The following is a 24,811-nucleotide window of genomic DNA, read 5'->3' as shown; positions in this document are numbered from 1 at the left end:
GATCGCGGGCGCTGGGACACATCGGGTCGTCCTCGGGATCAGTGGGCGGTCGCGCCGCCGGCGCCGCGGTGCGGCGGGGCCGGCTCGTCGTCGGGCGCGCGCAGGCGGTAACCTACACCGGTCTCGGTCAGCAAGATCCGCGGGCGCTCGGGATCCGCCTCCAGCTTCTGGCGGAGCTGGCGCACGTAGACGCGCAGGTATTGCGGATCGGACGAGGACGGCACGGAGCGCATCAGCTGCGCGTGGGTCAGCACCTTGCCGGCATGCAGGACCAGGACGCGCAGGAAGTCGTACTCGCGCGGCGTCAGCTTCACCTCGGCCTCGTCGACCTTCACGATCCGGCGGACCAGGTCGACGGACAGGGTGTCGACGCGGAAGATCGGCCGCTCGCCCCGCGCGGCGAGCTGGTGGCGCATGGCGGCGCGCAGGCGCGCCAGCAGCTCAGCCATGCCGAACGGCTTGGTCACGTAGTCGTTGGCGCCGAGATCGAGCGCCTCGACCTTGCCGCTCTCGTCGTCGCGGCTCGAAAGCACGACGACGGGGAGGTCGGGATGGCTCGATCGAACCGACCGCAGCAGGTCGTGGCCGCGCATGTCGGGCAGGCCGAGATCGAGGATCACGAGATCGACGCCCTCCCGGCCGAGCAGCGCCAGGGCGGTCCGGGCATCGGGCGCCTCCAGGATCGCGTAGCCCTGCGTGGCCAAACCCATGCGCAGGAGCTTGCGGATCGGCGGCTCGTCGTCGACGACGAGGATCGTGGGGCTCATGCGGCGATGTCCCTGGGCGCGCTCCGGGCCGGAACCGGCAGGCTGACGGTGAAGCAGGCGCCGCCGCGGTCGGGGCGGTTCTCGGCCGTGACGGTGCCGCCCATCGCCTCGACGAAGCCCCGGGAGATGGCGAGGCCCAGCCCCGTTCCGGCCCGGACACGGTCGCCCTTCCGGACGCGGTAGAACTTGTCGAAGACCCGCTCGACATCCGCCTCGGGCAGGCCGTCCCCCTCGTCCAGCACGGCGATGCGGACCCGGTCGCCCGCGCGGCGCGCACGCACCGTCACGGTCGAGCCCTCGGGCGCGTACTTGGCGGCGTTGTCGAGGAGGTTGACCAGGACCTGCTCGAACAGGACCGGGTCGAGCGCCAGCGGCGGCAGGTCGGCCTCGACCTCCACGGCGACGCGGTGTTCGGCGAGGATCTTCTGGGTGCGGCGCAGGGCGGTGTCGACCGTCTCGGCCACGTCCTGCGCGGAGAGGTTCGGCGCCACCGCGCCGGCCTCCAGCCGGGTCATGTCGAGGAGGTTCGCGATGAAGCGGTTGAGCCGCTCCGATTCCTCGATGATCGTGGCCAGCAACTCCGCCTTGGCGTCCGCGGGCAGCGCCGCCTCGAGGTCGCGCAGGGTGCTGGCCGCGCCCAGCACCGAGGCGAGCGGCGTGCGCAGGTCGTGGCTGATCGAGGTGAGCAGCGCCTGGCGCAGGCGGTCGGTCTCGGCCGCGCGCTCGGCCCGGTCGAGATCCTCCACGAGCCGGACCCGCTCGATGGCGAGGGCGCCCATGTCGGCCAGGGCGTCGAGGAGGCGGCGGCCCTCCGGCGACAGGATCGGCCCGGCGCCGTCGGAATCGAGGCCGATCACCCCGATCGTCCCGCGCCCGGTCCGCATCGGCAGGAACAGGCGCTTGGCGCCCGGCAGCGTGTCGGCGCCCCGGCCCGCGGGCCGATCGTTGTCGAAGGCCCACTGCGCGGCCGCGAGATCGGCCTCGTCCAACATGTCCTCGGGCGGGTAGCCCGCCCGCACCGTGACGGCCTGGCCGTCCGGCAGCAGGAGGACGACGCGCACCTTCAGCATCGCGGCGACCTGGGCGCAGGTGGCCCAGAGCACGTCGTCGAGGGTGCCGCAGGCGGCGAGCTTCCGCGAGAAGCCGAACAGCCGTTCCGTGGCCCGCGCCCGGCCCTGGCTGACCACCGCGACGCGACGCGCGCGGGAGGCGAGGTTCGAGACCAAGACGGCCACCAGGGTGAAGAGCAGGAAGGCCGCGACGTTGGTCGGATCGGCGATGGTGAGCGTGTAGACCGGCGGCAGGAAGAAAAAGTTGTAGGCGAGCGAGCCCGCCACCACCGAGACGAGGGACGGCCCGAGGCCCCAGCGCACCGCCACGGCCACGACCGCGGTCAGCAGGAACAGGTCGGCGTTCTCGACGCCCGCGTAGGGTTCCGCGACGATGGCCGCGCCGAGGCCCGCGGCGATCGCCGCCAGCGCGATCGCGTAGGGCCGCGCGTCGCGCCCCGGGCGCGGCGCGGTCACCGCCACGGCGCGGCGCGCCGGCTTCTCGTCCGGGACGGCCTCGCCGGGGACGACGTGCACGCTGATGGCGCCGCTGTGCCGCACGAGGTCGTACACCACCGAGCCGTTGACCAGCTCGAAGAGCCACGAGCGGTTCGCCTTGCCGACGACGATGTGGTTCACGTTGGCCGAGCGCGCGTAGTCGAGCACGTCGTCGGCGATCCGGCGCCCGCCCGGCAGGGTGACGGCGTCGCCGCCGAGGCGGTCGGCGAGCCGCAGGGCCTCGGCGATGCGGTCGCGCTCGGCCTCGCTCAGGGCCGCCGCCCGCGCGCCCTCGATGGAGAGCGCCGTCCAGGGGGCGTGCAGGCGGTCGGCCAGACGCTTGGCGTGGCGCACGAGGCCGGCGGAGCGGGGATCCTCGTTCACGCAGACCAGCACGCGCTCGCCCGCCGCCCAGGGACCGGCGATCGCGTTGGCCCGCATGTGACCGAGCAGCTCGTCGTCGACCCGGTCGGCGGTGCGCCGGAGCGCCAGCTCGCGGAGCGCCGTGAGGTTGCCGCGCGAGAAGTAGTGCTTGAGCGCGCGCTCGGCGTGCGTCGGAACGTAGACCTTGCCGTCCTTCAGGCGCTGGATCAGGTCGTCGGGGTTGAGGTCCACGACCTCGATGTCGTCCGCCCGGTCGAGGACGCCGTCCGGCACCGTCTCGCGCACCCGGATGCGGGTGATCGACGCCACCACGTCGTTGAGGCTCTCGACGTGCTGGATGTTGAGCGTCGTCAGGACGTCGATGCCGGCATCGAGCAGCTCCTCGACATCCTGGTAGCGCTTCGGGTGGCGCGAGCCCGGGGCGTTGGTGTGGGCGAGCTCGTCGACCAAGGCGAGGGCCGGCCGGCGCGCCAGCAGGGCGTCGAGGTCCATCTCCTGCAGGACGGTGCCGTGATACGGAACGGAACGGCGGGGGATCGTCTCGAACCCGTCGAGCAGGGCCTCGGTCTCGGCGCGGCCGTGCGTCTCGACGACGCCGACCACGACGTCGAGGCCTGCCTTCAGCCGCGCCCGCCCGACGGTCAGCATCTCGTAGGTCTTGCCGACCCCGGGTGCGGCGCCGAGGAACACCTTCAGTCGGCCACGCGTCCGCTCCTCCCGGCGCGCCGCTTCGAGCAGGGCGTCGGGGGAGGGGCGGGTCGGGTCGCGGCCGGTCTCGGGCATGATCGCCATCTTAGCAAAACGCCGCGGCCAGCGCGGAATCGTCGCGTCATTGCGAGCGGAGCGAAGCAACCCAGAGCAGCGGGACGCCGGTGGACGTGGCGCGGCTGGATTGCTTCGCTTCGCTCGCAAAGACGAAGCGGGATCCGCAGCGCAGCTTCGGGGTCCCCCCTGCTGTCGGGCGCGCCTCAGCGACGGGCGAGAGCGTCGACCGCGAGGTTCAGCGCCAGCACGTTGACGCGCGGCTCACCCAGGAGGCCGAGGGTGCGCGCCTCGATGCGGGACGACACCAGCGCGCGCAGCTTGTCCGCCGGGATCTTGCGGGCCCTGGCGACGCGGGGAACCTGGAAGTAGGCGGCCTCGGGCGAGATTTCCGGGTCGAGGCCCGAGCCGCTGGTCGTGACGAGGTCGACCGGAACGGGCGCATCCGGGTTCTCGGCCCTGAGCGCGTCGAGATCGGCCTTCACCCGCTCGGCCAGGGCGGCGCTGGTCGGCCCGAGATTCGAGCCCGAGGAGTTCGCCGCGTTGTAGGGCGCCGGCACCGTCTTCGAGACGTCGGACGGGTCCGGCGCCGTCGTCGCCGAGGGCCGGCCGTGGAAGTAGCCGGCACCCGTGAAGTTCTGGCCGATCAGGCTGGAGCCGACGACCGTGCCGTCGCGCGCGATCAGGCTGCCGGCGGCCTTGGCGGGGAAGATGGCGCCGGCGAGGCCCGTCATCGCGAGGGGGTAGGCGAGGCCGGTGATCGCCGTCAGGGCGGTGAGCAGGACCAGGGCGGGGCGAAGCTGGTTGAGCATGGCGGGTCTCCGGGGGACCGGTTCAGGCGAGGTGGAGGGCGCTGACGGCGAGGTCGATGGCCTTGATGCCGACGAAGGGCACCAGGACGCCGCCGAGGCCGTAGATCAGGAGGTTCCGGCGCAGCAGCGCGGCCGCGCCGACGGCCCGGTAGGTGACGCCGCGCAGGGCCAGCGGGATCAGCGCCACGATGATCAGGGCGTTGAAGATGATCGCCGACAGGATCGCGCTCTGCGGTGAGGCGAGGCCCATGACGTTCAGCGCCTGGAGCTGCGGGTAGAGCGTGAGGAACATCGCCGGGATGATGGCGAAGTACTTGGCCACGTCGTTCGCGATCGAGAAGGTCGTCAGCGCGCCGCGGGTCATCAGCAGCTGCTTGCCGATGCCGACGATCTCGATGAGCTTGGTCGGGTCGCTGTCGAGGTCGACCATGTTGCCCGCCTCGCGGGCCGCGACGGTGCCGGTGTTCATGGCGACGCCGACATCGGCCTGGGCCAGCGCCGGGGCGTCGTTGGTGCCGTCACCGCACATGGCGACGAGCTTGCCGTCCGCCTGCTCCTTGCGGATCAGCGCGAGCTTGTCCTCCGGCGTCGCCTGGGCGAGGAAGTCGTCGACGCCGGCCTCAGCGGCGATCGCCGCCGCGGTCATCGGGTTGTCGCCGGTGATCATCACCGTGCGGATGCCCATCTGGCGCAGCTCGGCGAAGCGCTCGCGGATGCCGCCCTTCACAATGTCCTTGAGGTAGACCACGCCCAGCAGGCGGCCGTCCTTGGCCACGGCGAGCGGCGTGCCGCCGGCCTTGGCGATCTCCTCCGCGATGGCGCGGATCTCGGTCACGACGCCGGTCTCGGCCTCGGGGCGGACGGCCAGGGCGACGTTGGAGCCGCGCGAGGCGATGGGCTGGCCCGAGACCGAGGCGATGACGGCGTCGACCGCGCCCTTGCGGATCGACGTGCCCTGAAGGTCCACGCCCGACATCCGCGACTGCGCGGTGAACGGCACGAAGGTGGCGTTGAGGCCACCCATGTCCCGCGCGCGGATGCCGTACTTCTCCTTGGCCAGGACCACGATCGAGCGGCCCTCCGGCGTCTCGTCGGCGAGCGAGGCGAGCTGCGCGGCGTCGGCGAGATCCTGCGCTGTGACGCCGCGGACGGGGCGGAACTCGGTCGCCTGACGGTTGCCGAGGGTGATCGTGCCGGTCTTGTCGAGGAGCAGCGTGTCGACGTCGCCCGCCGCCTCCACGGCGCGGCCCGACATGGCGAGCACGTTGAAGCGGACCAGCCGGTCCATGCCGGCGATGCCGATCGCCGAGAGCAGCGCGCCGATGGTCGTCGGGATCAGCGTGACGAACAGGGCGACCAGAACGATCACGGGGATCGACCCGCCCGCGTAGCTCGCGAAGCTCGGGATCGACGCCACCGCGAAGACGAACACGAGGGTGAGGCCGGCGAGCAGGATGTTCAGGGCGATCTCGTTCGGCGTCTTCTGCCGCGAGGCGCCCTCCACGAGCGCGATCATCCGGTCGACGAAGGTCGAGCCGGCCGCGGCCGTGATGCGGACCTTGATCTCGTCCGAAAGGACCTGCGTGCCGCCGGTCACCGCCGAGCGGTCGCCGCCGGATTCGCGGATCACCGGGGCGGATTCGCCCGTGATCGCCGCCTCGTTCACGGAGGCGACCCCCTCGAGCACCTCGCCGTCCGACGGGATCAGGTCTCCGGCCTCGACCAGGACGACGTCGCCGACCTTGAGCGAGGTGCCCGGCACCGTCTCGAAGGCCCGGCCCTGGCCGGTCAGGCGCTTGGCGGTCATCTCGGTGCGGGTGCGCCGCAGGCTGTCGGCCTGGGCCTTGCCGCGACCCTCCGCGAGGGCCTCGGCGAAGTTGGCGAAGATCAGGGTGAACCACAGCCAGAGGATGATCTGGCCCGAGAAGAGCAGGTCGCTGCCGCCGGTGACGAGGTCGCGGACGAACAGCACGGTGGTGAGGAGCGCCACGACCTCGACCACGAACATGACCGGGTTTCGGATCATGGCCCGCGGATCGAGTTTTCGTACCGAGCCGAGGAGGGCCGGCCCGATCAGGGCGGCGCTGAACAGGGATGATGTCTGACGCGACATGGGAGATGTCCGGAAGGGAGATTGAAGTGAGGCTGCCGTCCTTGCGAGCGCAGCGAAGCAGCCCAGGGCCGCGCTTCGCTGCGCGCGCGATCACGGTTGCGGAGGCTCAGCCCACGGCGCCGAGGGTGAGCGCGTAGGCGGCCAGCAGGGCGAAGCCGCCGAGCATCACGACGCCGAGGAGCGCCAGGATGAGGTCGGAGGTCCGCAGGGGCTGAGCGCCGCCGCGGTCGTGCCGCAGTGGAGAGCGGCGCAGCGCGAGGTGGTGGCGCGGGACGCGCCGGGCGGGGAAAGCGCGCGGCATCTCAGCCCCCTGTCGCGAAGGTCTGGCCGGCCGCGCCCGCGAAGTGCTCCACGATCGGGCCGAGCGCGAGCGACGGGAAGAAGGTCAGGCCGCCCATGATGAGCACGACGCCGACCAGCAGCCCGACGAACAGGCCGCCGTGGGTCGGGAACGTGCCCGCGGAGGCCGGGACCGTCTTCTTGGCCGCCAGCGAGCCCGCGATGGCGAGCACCGGGATCTTCACGAAGAACCGGCCGACCAGCATGCCGACAGCGAGCGTGCTGTTGTAGAACAGCGTGTTGGCCGTCAGCCCGCCGAAGGCCGAGCCGTTGTTGGCCGCCGCCGACGTGTAGGCGTAGAGGATCTCCGAGAAGCCGTGCGGGCCGGCATTGGCCGGGCCGGCGAGGCCCGCCGGCACCACTGTCGCCAGGGCGGTGAAGCCCAGCATCATCAGCGGCAGGCAGAGGATGCCGAGCATGGCCATCTTCACCTCCTTCGCCTCGATCTTCTTGCCGAGGTATTCGGGGGTGCGGCCGACCATCAGGCCCGCCACGAAGATCGCCACGATGACGAAGATCAGCATGCCGTAGAGGCCGGCGCCGACGCCGCCGATGATGACCTCGCCGAGCTGCATGTTGAGCAGCGGGATCAGGCCGCCGAGCGCCGTGAACGAGTCGTGCATCGCGTTCACCGCGCCGCAGGAGGCCGCGGTGGTGATCACCGCGAACAGCGCCGAGGCGCTGATCCCGAAGCGGACCTCCTTGCCCTCCATGTTGCCGCCGGTGAGCCCGAAGCTGCTGAGCACCGAGCTGCCGTTGGCCTCGGCCCAGTAGGTGACGGCGACGCCGGCCAGGAACAGGATTCCCATGGCGCCGAGGATCGCCCAACCCTGACGCTCGTCACCGACCATGCGGCCGAAGACGTTGGTCAGCGCGGCGCCGATCGCGAAGATCGAGACCATCTGGACGAAGTTCGACAGGGCGGTGGGGTTCTCGAAGGGGTGCGCGGCGTTGGCGTTGAAGAAGCCGCCGCCGTTGGTGCCGAGCATCTTGATCGCCACTTGGCTCGCGACCGGGCCCAGCGCGATGGTCTGCTTGGCGCCCTCCAGCGTCGTGGCGTCCGCGTAGGCGCTGAGCGTCTGCGGCATGCCCTGCCAGACCAGGAACAGCGTGTAGGGGATGCAGATCGGCAGCAGCACGTAGAGGGTCGCGCGGGTCACATCGACCCAGAACGAGCCGATCGTGCCGCTGGAGGCGCGGGCGAACCCGCGGATCAGCGCCACCGCGACCGCGATGCCGGTCGCCGCCGACAGGAAGTTCTGGTGCGTCAGGCCCAGCATCTGGGACAGGTACGACAGCGTGGTCTCGCCGCCGTAGGACTGCCAGTTGGTGTTGGTGATGAAGCTGGTCGACGTGTTGAACGCGAGATCCGGCGCCACCGCGCTCTGATCGGCCGGGTTCAGCGGCAGTACCGCCTGCAGGCGCAGGATCGCGTAGAGCACCGCGAAGCCCAGCACGTGGAACAGGATGACCGCGCCCGTATAGGCCAGCCAGTGCTGCTCCTGGCGGTCATCGATGCCGGACACGCGGTAGAGCCCGCGCTCGATCGGTCCGAGAACGGGCGAGAGGAGGGTGCGCTCTCCGGTGAAGACGCGGGTCATGTACGACCCAAGGGGCTTCACGAGCGCCAGAACGATCGCGCCGTACAGCGCGATCTGGATCCAGCCGTTGAGGGTCATGGGGAGAATCCGTCAGGGCCGCTCAGAACCGCTCGGGGCGGACGAGGGCGTAGGTGAGGTAGACGAGGAGGCCGGCGGTCACGCAGGCGCCGAGGGCGAGATCGAGGGTCATGGCGGCCTCTCTCAGAGCCGGTCGCAGGCGGCCGCGTAGCCGGCCGCCGCGGCGAAGAAGGCGAGGCCCGCTGCGAGGAAGACGATGTCGAGCATGGTGGTCGGGTCCGGTTCGGCGGACCGGCCGCGGAGGCTCCGCGGCCGGCCTTGGCCGACCGGCAGTGTCGCCGGGAACCGCGTTAGGGTTCGAGCGGGGACCGGGCGGGAGTTTATAAGGGCCGCGTTAGGATCCGGCGTCCGCGCCGAAGCTGGCCCGAAGACCCGCGCAGGCGGCCGGCACGGTCAGCCACGCCGCGCCCGGGCAGAGACGGCGCCACCGGGCGCGATCGAGCCGGATCACCCCCGCCTCGCGGCCGAGGATGCCGCCGTAGGCGAGGCCGCAGACGCGGCAGCGGCCCGCAAGCGGCTGGATGGATAACCCCGGGGGTGCCGTGCCGGACGGCGACGCGGCTCCGGCGCTCACTGGACTCGCAGGGGTTCGAAGACGTTCAGCGCGAGCAGCGCGAGGGACACGGCGGACCACCCGCCGAGCGCGACGACCATCAGCGCGAAGACGCGGTCGGCCCTGCACTCGGCGAGGATGTAACGGACGATCGGCATGCGGAGGCTCCATCCGGGCTGATGCCCGATGGCGCGACCACGTCGGCATCGGCCGTGAGGGACCAAGACGCGCGCGGGGCGTCCGGCATAGGGATGTCATCAGGATGGGGGGCCAGCGCGCCCGTCAGCCCGAGAAAGCGCGGATCGAGCGCGTGCAGGACGCGGGGCGGTGAGACGTGGGCGCCGGATCCCGGGTCGGCCCGACCCGGCGATGCGGGGACGGGCTCGGGCGCACGGAGGGGATCTGGTTGCACGACGCAGCCCCTCCGGGAGCGTCCGGTCCGCGGCCGGGCGACGCCCTAGACCGTCGCGGCCTCGGGCTGCTCGGTCGAGTTGAACACGACCTCGCCGGTCCGCTCGCAGACCACGGTGACAGAGGTCGCCCCGTTCTCGCGCTGCTGCAGGGGGAGCTGCGCGAGCGCGTAGGCCGTCGCCGCCTCGAGGTCGCACGGCCACAGCTTGGTGAAGCTCTCGCGTTTTCCGCGGCGAAAAGTGATCTTGTAAGCCATCGTTTCCTCCGTTTTCACGGAAGATACACCTTCTCGGCGTGCCGCCACGCCGCGCCGAGACATGGCACCGATGCGTTCCGGACGGGATTGGAAGCGAGAAGCCGGCAGACGGGCGACGAACCGGGCGACGAACGGCGAGCCCGTGACTGGGGCGGGACAGCGATTCCCGTACAGCTTGATCCGCAAAATAGACCATGCGACGGTGCCGAATAATGAATTGCGCGCCCGCGGGCATCGCGCAGATCAGGCTTGGCAGGGCAAGGCGTCACCACTGGCGCGTCGGTGTCGGAGTGGTTCGAGGTATGTCCCACGCGCCGGCCGGATCACCCAGCGAGACAGGTCGGGCCGCCGACGCCGGCCCTAGCCGGAGCGCCGGGCCTCTCGATGAGGCCGGGGTCGCCAAGCAGAAGCTCGTCGAGGCGATCGAGAGCAGCTCGGAGGGCTTCGCGCTGTTCGACCCGGACGATCGCCTCGTCCTGTGCAACGGGCACTTCCAGGATTTCCATCCCGGCCTGTCGGCCATCATCGTGCCCGGCGTGACCTTCGAAGCCATCGCCAACGCCGTCGCGGAGTCCTGCGTTGTACGGCCGGACGGGATGAGCGTCGAGGCCTGGGTCGCCGAGCGCATCGCCCATTACCGCGCGCCGCGCGGTCCGCTTCTGCAGCAGCGCGTCGACGGCCGCTGGGTCCAAGTCAACGAGCGCAAGACCAACGACGGCGGCGTCGTCGCGGTCTACACCGACGTGACCGAGATCAAGCGCGCCGAGCAGGTGCTCCAGGCGACGCAGGGGCGGCTGACCTACCTGCTCACCGCGTCCCCGTCGATGATCTGCAGCTTCGAGGTGGGGGGCCGCAACGCGCCGACCTTCATCAGCGAGAACGTGCGCGATCTCCTCGGCTACGAGCCGGGCGACTACCTGTCGGGGCCGGAATTCTGGCTGGAGCGGCTCCATCCCGACGACCGCGACCGCGTTCTCGCCGAGTTCCCGAATCTGCTCGCGGACGGGCACAACGTCATCGAGTACCGGTTCCGGCACGCGAACGGCACCTATCGCTGGGTCCGGGACGAGCAGCGCCTCCTGCGGGACGCGACGGGCCAGCCCGTCGAGGTGGTCGAGTCCTGGAGCGACATCACCGAGCGCAAGGAGGCCGAGCTGGCGCTGCAGAAGCAGACCGCCTTCGTCGAGCTGCTCCAGGCCGCCGCCGCGGCCGCCAACGAGGCCCCGACGGTCGAGGACGCCCTGCGCTTCTGCCTCGAGCGCGTCGCGCAGCACGCCGGCTGGCCCGTCGGTCACGCCCATATCCTGGCCCGGGACGGGACGCGGACGCTGCTCCCGACCGGCATCTGGCACTGCGACCCCGGCGCGGATGTCGCGCGATTCCAGGCTGCCACGGCCGCCACGTCGCTGGCCGCCGGATCGGGCCTGGCCGGCCGCGTTCTGGTCTCGGGCGCGCCGGAATGGAGCGTCGGGGACCCGTCGATGGCCGCGGACCCGCGCGCGCCGGCGGCGGTCGAGCACGGCATCCGGGCGGGGTTCGCCTTTCCGGTGACGGTCGGGCGCGACGTCGTCGCGGTACTGGAGTTCTTCGCCCGTGACGCGTCCCCGCCGGACGCCTCGTTGCTCCGGGTCATGAGCAATATCGGCGCGCAGCTCGGCCGCGTGATCGAGCGCAAGCAGGCCGAGGAGAGCCTGCGTCAGGCGAAGGAGGCGGCCGAGGAGGCGAGCCGCGCCAAGAGCAGCTTCCTCGCCAACATGAGCCACGAATTGCGGACCCCGCTCAACGCGATCATCGGCTTCACCCGGCTGGTGATGCGGCGGGCGAAGGATGTCCTGCCGGTCAAGCAGTTCGAGAATCTCGAGAAGATCCTGGCGAGTTCCGAGCACCTGCTCTCGCTGATCAACAGCATCCTCGACCTCGCCAAGGTCGAGGCGGGGCGCATGGAGGTGAAACCCTCGGACTTCGCCCTGGAGCCGGTCCTCGACCTGTGCCTCCGCACCGTCGAGCCCCTCGTCAAGAACGAGGGCGTGCGCCTCGTCCGGGACGTCCGGGACCCGTCCCCGATGCTGCGCACGGACGAGGAGAAGCTACGTCAGATCCTGATCAACCTGCTCAGCAACGCCATCAAGTTTACCGAGGCCGGATCGGTCACGCTCCGCGTCCGCTCGGTCGATGAGGGCATCGAGTTCGCCGTGATGGATACCGGCATCGGCATCCCGGCGGGCGCCCTGAGCGCGATCTTCGAGGAGTTCCATCAGGTCGACAACAGCGCGACCCGGTCCCACAGCGGCACCGGGCTCGGGCTCGCGATCAGCCACCGGCTCGCGCGCCTGCTCGGCGGCCGGATCGGCGTCGAGAGCCGCGAGGGCGAGGGCTCGACCTTCACGCTCACCATCCCGCCGCGGATCGCCGGCGGCGCCGAGGTGCCGCCGCCCCCGAAGCCGGCACCCGCCGCCGTCACCGCGCCGCGCTCGGGCGCCAAGGTCGTGCTGGCGATCGACGACGATCCCAACGTCGTCTACCTGCTGAAGGAGAACCTCGCCGATGCCGGCTACACGGTCGTCGGGGCGGCGAGCGGCCAGGAAGGGCTGGTCAAGGCCCGGGAGCTGCAGCCGCGGGCCATCACCCTCGACATCATGATGCCCGGCACCGACGGCTGGCAGGTCCTCCACGCGCTGAAGACCGATCCGCTGACCCGGGACATCCCGGTCGTCTTGATCTCCATCGTCGACCAGAAGGAGCTCGGCTTCCGGCTCGGCGCGACCGACTACATCGTGAAGCCGTTCGAGCGGGAGGCCCTGATCGGCGCCCTTGCTCGGATCGCCCCCGACAACGAGCGCGTCCTCGTGATCGACGACGATCCCAACGTGCCCGACCTCGTGCGCCAGCTCCTCGACTCGGAAAACTGCACCGTCGACTGGGTGGCCGACGGGGCGGCCGGACTGGAGCGCATCGCGCAGGCCCGCCCGAGCGTCATCCTCCTCGACCTGCTCATGCCGCGGATGGACGGCCTCGCCTTCCTGGATGCCCTGCAGGCGGATCCCTCCGCCCGGTCGATCCCCGTCGTGGTCCTGACCGCCGCGTCCCTCGACTCCGCCGAGCGCGGCATGCTCCGCGAGCGCGTGCTCGGACTGATCGACAAGGGCGGACTCGATCGCGCCGCCCTGGTCCGGGAGGTCCGCCGCGTGCTGCCGGTCCTGGAGACCGAGACCGCCGACGGTGACCGATGAGGTCGGACACGACCCGTTCCTGGCGGCCCGCGACGCCCGGGACCGGCCCATGAAGCGGATTCTCATCGTCGAGGACGTCGCGCTCAACCGCGATCTGCTGACCCAGTTGCTCGAGGACGAGTACGAGATCCTGATCGCCGTCGACGGGGCCGCCGGCGTGGACATGGCGATCGCGCACCGGCCGGATCTCATCCTCATGGACCTGTCGCTGCCGCTCGTCGACGGCTGGGAGGCGACGCGCCGCATCAAGGCCGACGCGACGACCGCCGCCATCCCCGTGATGGCGATCACCGCCAACGCGATGACCGGCGACGAGGACCGCGCGCGGGCCGCCGGCTGCGACGACTTCATGACCAAGCCCGTCGACGAGGACCTGCTCTTCGCGAAGCTGCAGCACTGGCTCGGCTGAGCGCGGCCGTCTCACGCCAGGAAGGGAGGACCCGTGGAGCCAGCCCGCATCCTGATCGTCGACGATGAGCCCTTCAACCTCGACCTGCTGGAGCAGGAGCTGGAGCTCCTCGGCCACGCCAGCGTGCGGGCGGCGAACGGGCGGGCGGCCCTCGATCGGCTGAGCGAGGAGCCGTTCGACCTCGTGCTCCTCGACGTGATGATGCCGGCCCTGGACGGCTACGCCGTGCTCGAGCGGATGAAGGCCCACGAGGCGTGGCGCCACACGCCCGTCGTGATGATCTCCGCCCTCATGGAGATCGGCAGCATCGTCCGGTGCATCGAGCTCGGCGCCTTCGACTACCTGCCGAAGCCCTTCGAGCCCGTGATCCTGGAGGCGCGCATCCGGTCCTGCCTGGAGCGGAAGCGGGCGCACGACCGCGAGGTCGCGCATCTGCGGACCATCGAGCGCGAGCGCAAGCGCGCCGACGAGCTCCTGCACGCCATCCTGCCGGTCTCGGCCGTGGCGGAGCTGATGGAGACCGGGCAGGTCAAGCCGCGGCTGTTCGGCGACGTCGGCGTCCTGTTCATCGACCTCGTCGGCTTCACCACGTGGTGCCACGATCAGAGCCCGGACGTCGTCGTCGCGGAGATCCAGCGACTCGCGGAGGCCTTCGAGGTGGTCGCGCAGGCGCGCGGCCTGGAGAACATCAAGACGATCGGCGACGCCTTCATGGCCACGGCCAACCTGCTGCGGCCGCACGACGACCCGGTCTCCGCCGCCATCCGCTGCGCCGCCGACATGGTGGCGATCGCGGCCGAGGGCGAGCCGGGCTGGCGGATCCGCGGCGGCATCCATATCGGGCCGGTCGTCGGCGGCATCGTCGGCCGGACGAAGTTCACCTTCGACCTGTGGGGCGACACCGTGAACGTCGCCGCCCGGCTCGCGGGCCTCGGCGACGGGTGCGCGCTGCACCTGTCGCGCGAGGCCTTCGCGCGCCTGCCGGACCCGCGCGACGTCCGGCCGATCGGCCCGGTGACGCTGAAGGGCAAGGGCGCGGTCGACGTGTACTGCCACGCCCTCGCGGCCGGCGACGCGACCCCGGCCTGAGACGCCCGCGGCGGCCGCGGAGCGTTCCGGATTGCGCAGCAAGAAGCGGGATGCGGCGCGCCGGGACGGAGCTTAGGGCCCCGTCCCGGAGGTGCACCATGACCCGTTATCGCTGCGTTCCGATCCCGACGGAGACCGCCGATCGCTTCCGTACCACCGGCCTTGACGACCGGGACAACCCGGTTCGTCGGGTCGTCGCGACGGCGGATGGCGGCTTTCCCTGCCGACACTGCCTGCAGCTCGGCCGGCCCGGCGAGACCATGCTGCTCGGATCCTACGATCTGCCCGAGCCGCGCGGGATCTACTGGACACCCAGTCCGATCTTCCTGCATGTGGACGAGTGTAAGCGCGCCGAGGCGGCCGACGGCCTCGCGCCGATCGTCCGCGCGAACACGCTGGTCTCGGTCCGTGCCTACGACGCGGACCATCTCTGCCTCTACGATCTCGGGCAGGTCTGTCCCGAGAGCGAGGCCGAGGTTCCGCTCCGCCGCGCCCTCGACGATCCGCGCACCCGCTTCGTCAACATCCACACGGCGCGGCCCGGGTGCCTCCTGTCCCGCGTAGAGCGCGTCGCCGATTGAGCGCGAGCCACCGAGCCGCCCAACGGGCCTTTGCGGGGCTCGGTCAGGCCGCGACGTGGATATGCTCCTGCGCGTTGATGAAGGCCGCTACGCCAGCGGCCGGGATCGGCCTGCTCAGCAGGTAGCCCTGGACCTCCGAGAACCCGCTCGCCCGCAGCCGGGCCAGCTGCTCCGGGGTCTCGACGCCCTCGGCCGTCGTCGTGATCTTCAGGCTGCGGCCGAGTTCAGCGACGACGTGGACGATCGCTGCCGCCTCGTCCTTCTCCAGGAGGTTCCGGACGAAGGACTGGTCCAGCTTGATCTTGTCGAATCGGAAGGTGTTCAGGGAGGAGAGAGACGAGTAACCGGTCCCGAAATCGTCCATCGAGAACCGCACGCCTAAGGAGCGCAGGCGGCTCAGCATCTCGAAGCTCGCCTGATCCTGGCTCAGGATCACCGACTCGGTGATCTCCAGCTCGAGACGGTGGCTCGGCAGCTCGGTCTTCAGCAGGACCTCCTCGACGAAACGGTCGAGATTGCCTTCGCGGAACTGGATCGGCGAGATGTTGACGGCGACCCGCAGGGAGCCGGGCCACGTCATGGCATCGGCGCAGGCCCGTTCGAGCACGTAGGCGCCGAGGGCGTCGATCAGCCCCGTCGCCTCGGCGACCGGGATGAACTCGCCGGGCGAGATCATCCCGCGTTCCGGGTGGTGCCACCGCGCGAGGGCCTCGAAGCTCGTCACCGCGTTCGTCGCCAGGTCGAACAGCGGCTGATAGTGCAGCTCGATCTGCGCGGTGCCGATCGCCAGCCGCAGCTCGCGTTCCAGCCAGCGCCGCTGGTTCTGACGCTCCTCCATCTCCTGCTCGAAGACGCGGACGCGCCGACCGCCGTCGGCCTTCGCGGCGTAGAGGGCGACGTCGGCGCGGCGCAGGAGATCGTCGCCGTCGGCATCCTCCGTGCCGGAGACGGCGATACCGAGACTCCCGTCGACGGACACGAACTGGCCGGCGAGGAAGAATGGCCGCCTGAGCTGGATCAGGATCTGCTCCGCCAGGGCGAGGACGCCGTCCGGCAGGTCTGCCTCGAAGAGGACCATCGCGAACTCGTCGCCGCCGAGGCGCGCCACCGTGCCGCCGGACGGGCACAGTCCGGTGAGGCGGCGGCCGACCTGTCGGAGGAGCTCGTCGCCGGCCGGATGTCCGAGGGTGTCGTTGATGCCCTTGAAGTCGTCGAGGTCGAGACAGATGACGGTCACCGCCCGGCCGCCGACCGCATGGTCCGCGAAGGCGGCGGCCAGACGGTCGGCCAGGAGCGCTCGATTCGAGAGGCCGGTCAGCGCGTCGTGGGTCGCGAGATGCGCGATCCGCGCCTGCGCGGTGACGCTCGCGGTGACGTCCTCGTGGGTCTCCACCCAGCCGCCATCGGCCATCGGCTCGACCGTGATCTCGATGCAGCGGCCGTCGGCCAGCGTCCGGGTGAGGGTCCGGCGGATCGGCCCGCTCTCCGCGGCCGACCAGTCCGTGAGACCAGCGAGCCGGTGAACCTCATCCTGTGTCGGGTCGAGATCCAGCACGCCCGGAGCGATCCCGTAGATCCGGCAGAACTGGGAATTGTAGACCTTGAGCCGGCCGTGGACGCCGAACATGCACAGGCCCTGGGACATGTTGTTCAGGGCGGCGTCGAAGCGCTCGTTCTGCTCCTGCAGCTGCCGCTCGCGCTCCGTCAGGACCGTGTTCTGCCGGAACACGTCGTCGCGCAGCTGATCGCGCTCCGAGAGGGAATGCTCGAGCACGACGACGGCCCGCGCGATATCGCCGACCTCGTCGGCACGGTCGATATCGGGCACGCTGACGTGCCAGTTGCCGCGCGCGACCTCGGAGACGGTCTGGGTGATGCGCACCAGGGGACGGGTGATCCGGCTCGACAGGAAGAGCATGACGACGGCGACGAGGCACAGCGTGAGACCGGCGACGACGCTGAGCGTCCGCAGCAGCGCGCGCGAGCTCTCCTCGCCGATGCCCACGACCTTGCCGGTGAGTTGCTGCAGCTCCCGCAGCGGCGCCGCGACGCAGAGGCGTATGTCGGGCGGCTGCGGGATGCAGCGCGCGACCTTCTCGGCGCCGAGCACGGCGTGCAGCTCAGCGCCCGACGCGGGTCCGAGCTGGGCGTTGGAGACCTCCGAGCCCGCCGAGGAGAGGAGGTTCTGGTCGGCGAGGATCAGGACGTCGCGGTTGCTGAGGGACGCGAACGCCGTCAGGGTCGGCTCGTGCGCGCGCAGGACCCGGTACCCGACGAGGCCGCCGATCACCTCGCCGAAATCGTCGAACAGCGGCTCGCCGAAGATGTCGGCGACCGTGCCGCTCTCGGTGGCGGCGAGCGCCCGCGCGAGCGCGTCGTCCCAGCGCAGCGACAGCACGAACCCGTCCGCGTGCTCCCGATCGTTGCGGGCGAGCACGGCCCGCAGGGACGCCGCGACGGGCGACGTCCGGAACGCCGCGTTGGCGGCGAGGAGGTCCGCCTCGACGCGGTCGGCGGTCAGGGCGCGGAGATTGAGGTCGAAGGCGATGGCGCCGTCGAGATCGGCGAGGGCGAGAGCCGGCCGCAGAAGCTCCGAGGCCGCCACCGTGTTGCCGGAGAAGACCGCCTTCGCGACGTCCCAGCGCTTGGACATGGTGGCGAAGCGCCGCTCGACGTCCTCGCGCTGCATCTGCAGCCGCGCCGCGGCGAGCTTGGCGTCGCTGAGCAGGCGGTCGGAGAGCTGGGCCTCGGACCAGGTCGAGACCTCCTGCGCCTGCTCGCGGAGCGTCTGGCCGGAGCGCAGAACCACGAGGAAAACCAACGCCGCCAGCGCGATCGCGGCCGTCGAGAGCGTGGCGCCGACGAGGCGCGCGCGCAGGGAACGCGAGAAGACGGTGCCCGTCACGGCCTGAGCGGGGCGCCGCCCCGCTCCGCCATGACCTGTCCCGCGCGGTCGGAGGTCGCGAAGGCGAGGAACGCCGACGCCGCGGCGTCGCGCGTGGCGGCCTTGTAGATCAGCGCGAGGGTCACGGCGCTCGGATAGGTCGGATCGCGCGGGGCCCGGCCGTCGATCGTCAGGACCGCGAGATCGCCCGCGAGCGCCGGCGAGTACGGTCCGAAGCCGATCGCGCCGGGCGTCTCCCGCACCGTGGCGATCGCGTCCTGGGTCGTGGTCGCGGTCTTCGAGCGGCTGGTCAGGACGAGGTCGCGCCAGCCCGGCATGGTGGCCCGCAGGACCGTGAGCGTGCTGTCCGTGTCCTCGCGCCGGACGACGCGGATCTTCAGATCGGGACCGCCGAGGGCGCTCCAATTGTCGACCGTGCCGGCGAAGATCGCGGCGGTCTGCGCGCTGGTCAGGTTGGTGACGCCGACGCCCTGATGGACGAAGATCGCCGAGGGGATGCGGGCGAGCGGCACCTCCACGAGTCCCTGGGCCTTCTCGGCCTCGGTCAGCGGGCGCGCGACCCGCCCGAGCCTCTGGCGCTCGCCGCCTACGGCCGCGACGGCGCCGCCGGAACCGATGCTCGGCGGCACCGACACGCGCGCGTCGCCGCTCTCGGCATTGTAGGCGGCCGCCACGGCCTGGAGCATCTCGATCCCGTCGCCCGTGCCGACGACCGCGAGGTCGTCCGCGCGCGCGGCGGCCGGCAGGGCCAGGAGGATGATTCCGCCCGCGATGATGCGCCGAAGAGACGTGAATAACAGTGCCATAACCCGAGAATGCGCCTCGAGTGTTTAACCCGAGGTCACCGGATACCGTACACCGAAGGTGTGGTTGACGATCTGCTAGGCGACAGGCTCCGTTTTAGCGGTCCGATGACCCGCGACGCGCTGGAGGAAGCGCTGCAGGAAGTTCGTGTCGGATGGCGGCCTCCCGTCGGCGCCGCGCGCGGCCGCGTAGAAGGGATCGGCGTAGCAGGTCGCCCCGGTCGCCGCGGCGAGGAACTGGACAGCCGCGACCATCTCGGGGGCGCCCGCCGCGAGGACGGTGTCGTCGCGCGTGAGCATCGGCATGTGGAGCGTGGGCCGCCCGGGCCGGGCATCCGGAGGCGGGTTGCCGCCACTGCAGGTCAGGACCGTCGTCGCCCCCCGCGCGCGCAGCCAGTCGAGCGCCGGGCGCATGTAGAGATTCTGCGGGTGCCGCGCGCCGGCCACGACGAGCAGGTCGCGCTCCGGCTCACGCATCCGGCTCGCGCGGGCGACCGCCCAGGCGGGCGCCCAGCCGACGCCCGATGAGACGATCACGAGACGGCCGCGCCCGAGCCGGTGGAAGGCGGTCCCGAACGGGCCCTCGACCTTCACCGCGGTTCCCGGTCCGATCCTGCCGCCGAGCAGCGGCGAGACCGCGCCGTCGGGCTGGCGGCGGATCTGGAAGATCAATTCGTTCAGTTCGCCCGAGCCGTCCGCGCGCAGGGTCGGGCTGTAGTCCCGCGCGGGCAGCCCGGCGAAGGAGACCCGGACATACTGGCCGGGCAGGTAGGTCAGCCGCTTGCGCAGCGCGACCGTCACCTCGACGATCTCGGCGGTGAGATCGACGACGCGGTCCACGGTGCCGGCCCGCCGGACGGCTTCCGGAACCTCGTCGAATTCGATGACCGCGTCGGTGGTCAGGCGAGCCCGGCAGGCCTGCACGGTCTCGCCGATGCGCGTCCCCGCATCGTCGACCGCGCCCGCATGGATCCGGACGCGGCAGGTGTCGCACTGCCCGGTGGCGCAGTCGTGCGGGATCGCCTGGCCGGCCGCCAGACCCGCGTCGAGCAGGGTCTGGCCGGCGCTGGCGCTGACCCGCCTTCCGTTGATGACGAGGGTGACGCGTTCGGCCACGGCGCGCTCCCGGCTCAGCGCAGAAAGACTTCGACCGGCCGCATGTGCCGCGTGTGCCGCGTTTGCGTGTGATCGAAGGCCGAGACATACAGGTAGAAGGTGTTTCCCGGCAGGAAATCGACGTCGTACTTGCTGCCGGTCGCGATCTTGCGCGCGGCGACGAGGGTCCAGTGGTCGTCGGCCCAGTCGGCGGCCGCCGAGATCCCGGCGCGGTCCCCTGTATAGCCGTCGGTCATGAGCACGCCCGGCATCACGGTGCCGACCGGGATCTCCGCGTCGGCGGCCGCCGAGTACGGCACCGTCTCGGTCTTCTCGACCATCCACCACGCCGAGCCCGGCGACGTGCTGGCATCGAAGTCCAGATCCACGGTGCCGAGCCTGGCCACCGTCGCCTGCCAGTCCTTGGGAAGCCGCAGCGGCTCGACCGCCCCCGCGTAGCCGCCCGGACCCTCGAACTTGAAGTTGTAGCGGTACGCGCTGGTGCCGGGATCGCCCCAGTAGCCGGCTTGGTAGCGGCCCTTCACGGCCCGCTCGGCGGCGGTGGGGTCGGTGGGCGGACCGATATGCATGTCCTCGACGACGCCGAGCATGCCGCCGCGGGCCGCCTTCCACTGCCACATGTCGATGTAGCTGCCGTCGGTGGTGTAGTGGTAGCCGCGGCCATTGAGCGGGGCGGGGGCGTCGGGCAGCGGCCGGGCGCCGAGATGGGTCGACCCGCCGCTGCCGAACGCGTCGGATCGCGAGAAGATCACCGCCAGCTTGTCCTCGTAGTAGGCGGTCACGTCCGCGCGCGCCGCGTCCGCGTCGAGGAGGTGCCAGCCGTCCGCCTTCTTGATCATCGGGACGCGCTTGAGCGAGCGCGACGGGTCCCACCAGCGGAAGGCGAAATACACGTTCGTCGCGTCGCGCACGGCGCGGATCTCGACGGTGGTCTCACCGGTCCCGCCGAAATTGGCCCCCTGCATCGTCCGGACCGAGACCGGGCGCGCGGTGCGCCAGACCGGGTCTTCGAGGAGCTTCGACAGGTCGGGCCCGGCCGACACCTTGTCGATCACCAGCGTGGAGCGGCCCTTCACGTCCGCGAAGGCGAGGCCGCCGACGACGGGGAGGCCGATGATGGCGGCGGCCAGGAGCGGTCGCCGCCGCCGCGCCGCATCGTCCGCCAGGGCCGCCGGACGGAACAACCGAAGGAGCTGCCACAGGCCGCCGTACATGAAGTGCGCGAGGGTATGGACCGCGATGTAGGCCAGGGCGACCAGCGCGCAGGTGGCGTGCAGCCAGACCACCCAGCCGCCATAGCCGAGGTAGAGCGCGACCCCGGTGCCTGTCAGGACGAGCGTGACGGCGTAGATCAGCCAGTGCAGCGCGACGTTGATGCCGCCCCACCGTGCCTTCCGGGCGGCCTTGCTTCGCCCGCTGACACGGAGGGCGCGGAGCCGCGACAGGCCGTTGCGATCCGTGAGACGCCCGCGCACGAGGTAGACCAGATAGGCGGTGACTCCGAAGAACAGGGTCAGGCCGGCCACGAAGTGGACGGTCCAGACTTCACCTTGCGGAAGCAGGGGCGCCAGGAACTTGGCGGTCCGCGCCACGGGCGCGTCGGCCGAGATGCGCAGGCCCGTGAGCAGGCTCGCCACCATAGCGATGGCGACCACCCAGTGAATCACGATGGTCCCGAAATCGGAACGGGGATGCCGGTCGACCTGCGCGGCGGCTGTACTACGCCACCCGGGGGCGGTCTCGGCTCCGCCGGGCGGATGCGGCGCGAGGGTCAGCGGTTCCGACATTCGATCCTCCGCACCGTCGCCGCAAATTGGACGCGCTACGTTAGAACTTTGTAAATCATGATGCCGGCCGCGGGATATAGCCGAGCTTTGCAATCTATAACTCTTGATCGATATGCTTAACGGCGGTCTCGGCTCGGTCGGTCAGCCGGGAAGGCGGCTCCGCCCCGCCGCGGCGCAAACTGTTTCGGGTCGCGCGTCGACGAGAGGCGGACGCGGCCGACAGGGTACGGCCTCAGAGCGGCACCTCAGCCACCTGTCATGACAGAGCGCTCAGTCAAGAATGCTCGAAGACAGGGTCTCCTAGCGCCGGCACGGGATCTGTCGCCGGATCTCAGGGAGCAGGCCTGATAGGGCGGCAGATGCCTCTTCATCGCTGCTAGCGACATCCACGGCGCAGAACTCAAGGTCTCGGTCGGCGGAGTCCACGCGATGGACCGCGCCATCAACCAGCCTCGCTGAGCCGACGCGGCCGCGATCCGCAGCTCGCCTCACCCGCGCGCTCCCATTTCCGTGATCAATTCAGATACAAAAACAAATTTCAGGAAGTCAATTTCGGTTGAAAAACGCAATCGCAATTTATTTGTAAAATCAAATCTTGACAGATACGGTCAAGCTGCCGAGCGATAGAGCGGCCAATTCTCAAAAAATACTGCGACGTCGCACCGTGTCGGGACCCGTACACGTGCGTGAACGCGGATCATTGGGTTGACGCTGGCAGTGGCACGACCGCGGCGTCGGATGCGGGGATATGATGACCAGAATCAAGGCGCTGTTACTGGGCTCCTCGGCCCTGATGATCCCGATCGGCGGTGCGTACGCTGCCGATCTCCCGACGTTTAAGGCTGCGCCGGTCGAGTTCGTACGCGTTTGCAACGCCTACGGCGCCGGCTTCTTCTACATCCCCGGGACCGATACCTGCATTCGTCTGTCCGGACGGGCGCGGTATGACTTTCTGTATCAGACCAGCAAGGTTCGCACGGGCGGCGGCGGCGACCTCACCGGCTATCTCGGCCTGATGCGTCTGAACCTCGATTCGCGGACCCAGACCGATTACGGAACCCTGCGCGCCTTCCTGCGCATCGATGTCGCCAACCGCAGCGGCCCGTTCCTGACCTCGGGATCCCGGCAGCGCGAGAGCTTGGCCATCGCGGGCCTCGGCGCCGACGCCTTCGGGCGCACGCAGACCTACGTCAACGCCGATAAGGCCTTCATTCAGTTCGCCGGGCTCACCGCGGGCCGCGCGTCCTCCTTCTTCGACTTCTACGCGCACGACTTCGAGCTGATCGGCGGCACGGCCGGCTCCGATACGTTCAGCACGAACCTGCTCGCCTATTCGGCGATCCTCGGGAACGGCATCACGCTGACCGCCTCGATGGAAGATCCGACCTACCGGCGCTTCCCGATCTTCGGCACAGGCTCGGCCGTCGGGGCCTTCACGGCCGGTGGCGGCTTCGCGGGCTACAGCAACGCCTTCAACCCGTTCACCCCCTCGACCTGGCTGGCGCCGATCGTCGTCGGTCCCGGCAATGTCGCCTTCGTCGACGTCACCCAGAAGAGCCGCATGCCGGACTTCGTCGGCGCGGCCCGCATCGACCAGGCCTGGGGCTCGGCGCAGCTCTCGGCCGCCGTCCACGAGATCAATGCCGGCGACGCCGGCAGCACGGTCGCGGGCATCACCACCGCCACGACCGGCCTGGGCATTTCGCCGACGGGACGCGCCTCGAACGCCTACGGCTGGGCGGTCCAGGGCGGCCTGAAGGTCAACCTGCCGTTCATCGCGACGGGCGACACGCTCTACCTCCAGGGCGCCTACGGGCAGGGTGCCATCGCCTATACGGGCATCTCCAACTACACGGCGCCGTACGACGCCCTCGGCGCGGCGCCGGTCGGCGGCGGCTCGTTCGCGCAATACTACGCGGACGCGGTGCTCAACCCCGCGACCGGCCGCCTCGAACTGTCGACCTCGTTCTCCGCTGTCGCCTCCCTGCTCCATTACTGGTCGCCCGCCTGGCGCTCGGCCTTCTTCGGCAGCTACGCGCAGATCGACTACAGCTCCAAGGGGCGCAACGCGCTGGGCCTCCTCGGCTTCGGCTTCGCCCCGGCCGGCGCCAGTGCGTCGAATGCCCTGGCCTTCGCCACGAGTCCCATCCTGCGGGGCAACAACCAGATGATCACCGGCGCCAGCCTGATCTGGACCCCCGTGAAGGATCTCGATATCGGCGTCGAGGGCGAGTACATCCGCACGGCGCTCAACAGCGGCGTCACGCCGGACATCTCGAAGAACGCGCTGCGCTACGTCAATTCGCAGGATGCGGCCCAATTCCGGTTCCGCGTGCAGCGGGATTTCTGAACCGATCCGACGCGCCTTCGCGGGCGCAACGTCCAGTCTCGAGCCCGGCCGCAAGGCCGGGCTTCTCTATTTGGAACGCCAAGTAAGTTATCTCGTAAATTGGGCCATATTCGACAAATAAAAGATCTTTTGCTTGCGATCGTCGCAAAATCATCTACAAGAAAGTCAGCTCTTCAGCGGCTTGCTTCGCCGCCGACCGAGCGGATGCTATGGTTTCAGAGCGGCTGGCCCGGGTACCAGGGCAGGGCCGGTCTGACCCAGAGCTTCAGACCCATACGACTTCGCCGACCGGGCAACCGGTCGGCTTTTTCGTGCTCGCTGCCGGCGCAAGCCGGGCAGGATTGTCCGTCAGGCCTGGGCGACACAAGCCCCGATCCCGGTGACCGGGATGTGGCCGACCTGAGGCCATCCTCCACGAGAAATTCAAAAATCGTTTCAAGATTGAAGCCCGTCCAAAGAGCGAAAGAATTATTCCGCAATAAAATATAGAGTTTAAATGGGTATTGCAGCATCTTACTACCACGTCGCCGGTGAGCGACAGTTTGTGTAACGGGAGATCATCATGAAGAACATCGTCCTCGCCTGCTCGATGGGCGCGATGCTGATCGCGGGACCTGCTCTCGCTCAGGACGGTGGCGCGACCATCGATCCCAGCCTCATCGTCCGGACCAACGGCAGCGGCCTCGACGCGTGGTCCGCCTCCGAGGGCAACGACAAGGCGGGCGGCATGTGGGAGGGAGCGACCGGCTACAGCGCCGCGATCCAGCGGCCCAGCGCGGTCGAGACCGTCCCGGCCAATCGCCAGTGGAGCCATCTCAACAGCCGCGAGCGCCGCCGCGGCCAGCCCGCCTACTGAGCGCCCACCCGGTTCGGCCCCGCGCCCGGCACGCCCCGCGATGCGGGACCGGCCGGGCGCGA

The 24,811-nt window shown here is 70.4% G+C and carries 19 protein-coding genes; 6 read left to right on the top strand and 13 right to left on the bottom strand.

Annotated elements, in window-relative coordinates; all coding sequences use genetic code 11:
- Positions 1 to 38: 38 nt before the first annotated feature.
- The 9 genes from C4T42_RS02805 to C4T42_RS02765 all read right to left on the bottom strand — a co-directional run bounded on the left by C4T42_RS02805 (position 39) and on the right by C4T42_RS02765 (position 9,623).
- Positions 39 to 767, bottom strand: a complete 729-nt coding sequence (locus tag C4T42_RS02805; protein WP_091924434.1) for a response regulator transcription factor — start codon at positions 765 to 767, stop codon at positions 39 to 41.
- A complete protein-coding gene (locus tag C4T42_RS02800) occupies positions 764 to 3,481 on the bottom strand; it encodes a sensor histidine kinase KdpD (RefSeq protein WP_091924775.1) in 2,718 nt (905 codons plus the stop codon). Before C4T42_RS02800 ends, C4T42_RS02805 begins: the two co-directional genes overlap by 4 nt.
- Before the next feature lie 185 nt (positions 3,482 to 3,666).
- Entirely contained in the window at positions 3,667 to 4,272 is a 606-nt protein-coding gene (locus C4T42_RS02795; protein WP_042672786.1) for a K(+)-transporting ATPase subunit C, read from the bottom strand.
- Between the two features lie 22 nt (positions 4,273 to 4,294).
- Entirely contained in the window at positions 4,295 to 6,385 is a 2,091-nt protein-coding gene (kdpB, locus tag C4T42_RS02790; RefSeq protein ID WP_042672788.1) for a potassium-transporting ATPase subunit KdpB, read from the bottom strand.
- Positions 6,386 to 6,491: 106 nt separating this feature from the next.
- Positions 6,492 to 6,686, bottom strand: a complete 195-nt coding sequence (locus C4T42_RS02785; RefSeq protein WP_103984710.1) for a hypothetical protein — start codon at positions 6,684 to 6,686, stop codon at positions 6,492 to 6,494.
- A 1-nt stretch (position 6,687) separates the two neighbouring features.
- On the bottom strand, positions 6,688 to 8,403 hold the full coding sequence (gene kdpA / locus C4T42_RS02780) for a potassium-transporting ATPase subunit KdpA (RefSeq protein ID WP_020091581.1): 1,716 nt from the start codon (positions 8,401 to 8,403) through the stop codon (positions 6,688 to 6,690).
- A 22-nt stretch (positions 8,404 to 8,425) separates the two neighbouring features.
- The gene (locus tag C4T42_RS02775) at positions 8,426 to 8,515 is read right to left on the bottom strand and encodes a K(+)-transporting ATPase subunit F (RefSeq protein ID WP_020091582.1); all 90 of its coding nucleotides are present in this window, start codon (positions 8,513 to 8,515) and stop codon (positions 8,426 to 8,428) included.
- Between the two features lie 458 nt (positions 8,516 to 8,973).
- Positions 8,974 to 9,114 carry a hypothetical protein gene (locus C4T42_RS31845; RefSeq protein WP_020091584.1) on the bottom strand — a complete coding sequence of 47 codons (141 nt, stop codon included), beginning with the start codon at positions 9,112 to 9,114 and terminating at the stop codon, positions 8,974 to 8,976.
- Between the two features lie 299 nt (positions 9,115 to 9,413).
- Positions 9,414 to 9,623: a hypothetical protein gene (locus C4T42_RS02765; RefSeq protein WP_020091585.1), complete on the bottom strand. Its 210-nt coding sequence runs from the start codon at positions 9,621 to 9,623 to the stop codon at positions 9,414 to 9,416.
- Positions 9,624 to 9,925: 302 nt separating this feature from the next.
- Between C4T42_RS02765 and C4T42_RS02760 the strand changes: the two genes are divergently transcribed.
- From C4T42_RS02760 to C4T42_RS02745, 4 genes are all read left to right on the top strand, one after another.
- Positions 9,926 to 12,853, top strand: coding sequence for a response regulator (locus C4T42_RS02760; protein ID WP_042672789.1), 2,928 nt, complete (start codon positions 9,926 to 9,928; stop codon positions 12,851 to 12,853).
- Positions 12,854 to 12,902: 49 nt separating this feature from the next.
- Complete coding sequence (locus tag C4T42_RS02755) at positions 12,903 to 13,262, top strand: response regulator (RefSeq protein WP_026604690.1); 360 nt, start codon at positions 12,903 to 12,905, stop codon at positions 13,260 to 13,262.
- Positions 13,263 to 13,295: 33 nt separating this feature from the next.
- Positions 13,296 to 14,351, top strand: coding sequence for an adenylate/guanylate cyclase domain-containing protein (locus C4T42_RS02750; protein ID WP_020091587.1), 1,056 nt, complete (start codon positions 13,296 to 13,298; stop codon positions 14,349 to 14,351).
- A gap of 98 nt (positions 14,352 to 14,449) precedes the next feature.
- A complete protein-coding gene (locus C4T42_RS02745; RefSeq protein ID WP_103984709.1) occupies positions 14,450 to 14,932 on the top strand; it encodes a DUF1203 domain-containing protein in 483 nt (160 codons plus the stop codon).
- Between the two features lie 43 nt (positions 14,933 to 14,975).
- Here C4T42_RS02745 and C4T42_RS02740 read toward each other — a convergent pair whose 3' ends face one another.
- The 4 genes from C4T42_RS02740 to C4T42_RS02725 all read right to left on the bottom strand — a co-directional run bounded on the left by C4T42_RS02740 (position 14,976) and on the right by C4T42_RS02725 (position 21,543).
- Positions 14,976 to 17,837, bottom strand: coding sequence for an EAL domain-containing protein (locus tag C4T42_RS02740; RefSeq protein ID WP_020091589.1), 2,862 nt, complete (start codon positions 17,835 to 17,837; stop codon positions 14,976 to 14,978).
- Positions 17,834 to 18,643, bottom strand: coding sequence for a substrate-binding domain-containing protein (locus tag C4T42_RS02735; protein WP_020091590.1), 810 nt, complete (start codon positions 18,641 to 18,643; stop codon positions 17,834 to 17,836). Before C4T42_RS02735 ends, C4T42_RS02740 begins: the two co-directional genes overlap by 4 nt.
- A gap of 75 nt (positions 18,644 to 18,718) precedes the next feature.
- Complete coding sequence (locus C4T42_RS02730) at positions 18,719 to 19,756, bottom strand: 2Fe-2S iron-sulfur cluster-binding protein (protein ID WP_020091591.1); 1,038 nt, start codon at positions 19,754 to 19,756, stop codon at positions 18,719 to 18,721.
- Between the two features lie 14 nt (positions 19,757 to 19,770).
- On the bottom strand, positions 19,771 to 21,543 hold the full coding sequence (locus C4T42_RS02725) for an ethylbenzene dehydrogenase-related protein (RefSeq protein WP_103984708.1): 1,773 nt from the start codon (positions 21,541 to 21,543) through the stop codon (positions 19,771 to 19,773).
- A gap of 748 nt (positions 21,544 to 22,291) precedes the next feature.
- Between C4T42_RS02725 and C4T42_RS02720 the strand changes: the two genes are divergently transcribed.
- Complete coding sequence (locus C4T42_RS02720) at positions 22,292 to 23,893, top strand: porin (protein WP_020091593.1); 1,602 nt, start codon at positions 22,292 to 22,294, stop codon at positions 23,891 to 23,893.
- Between the two features lie 562 nt (positions 23,894 to 24,455).
- Positions 24,456 to 24,749, top strand: a complete 294-nt coding sequence (locus C4T42_RS02715; RefSeq protein ID WP_020091594.1) for a hypothetical protein — start codon at positions 24,456 to 24,458, stop codon at positions 24,747 to 24,749.
- Positions 24,750 to 24,811 lie beyond the last annotated feature (62 nt).

Origin of the sequence: Methylobacterium sp. 190mf (assembly GCF_900107945.1) — a bacterium.
In the GTDB taxonomy this organism is placed as follows: domain Bacteria; phylum Pseudomonadota; class Alphaproteobacteria; order Rhizobiales; family Beijerinckiaceae; genus Methylobacterium.
This window is presented reverse-complemented; position numbering and strand designations above follow the sequence as displayed.

Bases quoted from the DNA above. Each gene is read 5' to 3' on its own strand.
- C4T42_RS02805 (WP_091924434.1), bottom strand. From the start codon at position 767: ATGAGCCCCACGATCCTCGTCGTCGACGACGAGCCGCCGATCCGCAAG.
- C4T42_RS02800 (WP_091924775.1), bottom strand. From the start codon at position 3,481: ATGCCCGAGACCGGCCGCGACCCGACCCGCCCCTCCCCCGACGCCCTG.
- C4T42_RS02795 (WP_042672786.1), bottom strand. From the start codon at position 4,272: ATGCTCAACCAGCTTCGCCCCGCCCTGGTCCTGCTCACCGCCCTGACG.
- kdpB (WP_042672788.1), bottom strand. From the start codon at position 6,385: ATGTCGCGTCAGACATCATCCCTGTTCAGCGCCGCCCTGATCGGGCCG.
- C4T42_RS02785 (WP_103984710.1), bottom strand. From the start codon at position 6,686: ATGCCGCGCGCTTTCCCCGCCCGGCGCGTCCCGCGCCACCACCTCGCG.
- kdpA (WP_020091581.1), bottom strand. From the start codon at position 8,403: ATGACCCTCAACGGCTGGATCCAGATCGCGCTGTACGGCGCGATCGTT.
- C4T42_RS02775 (WP_020091582.1), bottom strand. From the start codon at position 8,515: ATGACCCTCGATCTCGCCCTCGGCGCCTGCGTGACCGCCGGCCTCCTC.
- C4T42_RS31845 (WP_020091584.1), bottom strand. From the start codon at position 9,114: ATGCCGATCGTCCGTTACATCCTCGCCGAGTGCAGGGCCGACCGCGTC.
- C4T42_RS02765 (WP_020091585.1), bottom strand. From the start codon at position 9,623: ATGGCTTACAAGATCACTTTTCGCCGCGGAAAACGCGAGAGCTTCACC.
- C4T42_RS02760 (WP_042672789.1), top strand. From the start codon at position 9,926: ATGTCCCACGCGCCGGCCGGATCACCCAGCGAGACAGGTCGGGCCGCC.
- C4T42_RS02755 (WP_026604690.1), top strand. From the start codon at position 12,903: ATGAAGCGGATTCTCATCGTCGAGGACGTCGCGCTCAACCGCGATCTG.
- C4T42_RS02745 (WP_103984709.1), top strand. From the start codon at position 14,450: ATGACCCGTTATCGCTGCGTTCCGATCCCGACGGAGACCGCCGATCGC.
- C4T42_RS02735 (WP_020091590.1), bottom strand. From the start codon at position 18,643: ATGGCACTGTTATTCACGTCTCTTCGGCGCATCATCGCGGGCGGAATC.
- C4T42_RS02725 (WP_103984708.1), bottom strand. From the start codon at position 21,543: ATGTCGGAACCGCTGACCCTCGCGCCGCATCCGCCCGGCGGAGCCGAG.
- C4T42_RS02720 (WP_020091593.1), top strand. From the start codon at position 22,292: ATGATGACCAGAATCAAGGCGCTGTTACTGGGCTCCTCGGCCCTGATG.
- C4T42_RS02715 (WP_020091594.1), top strand. From the start codon at position 24,456: ATGAAGAACATCGTCCTCGCCTGCTCGATGGGCGCGATGCTGATCGCG.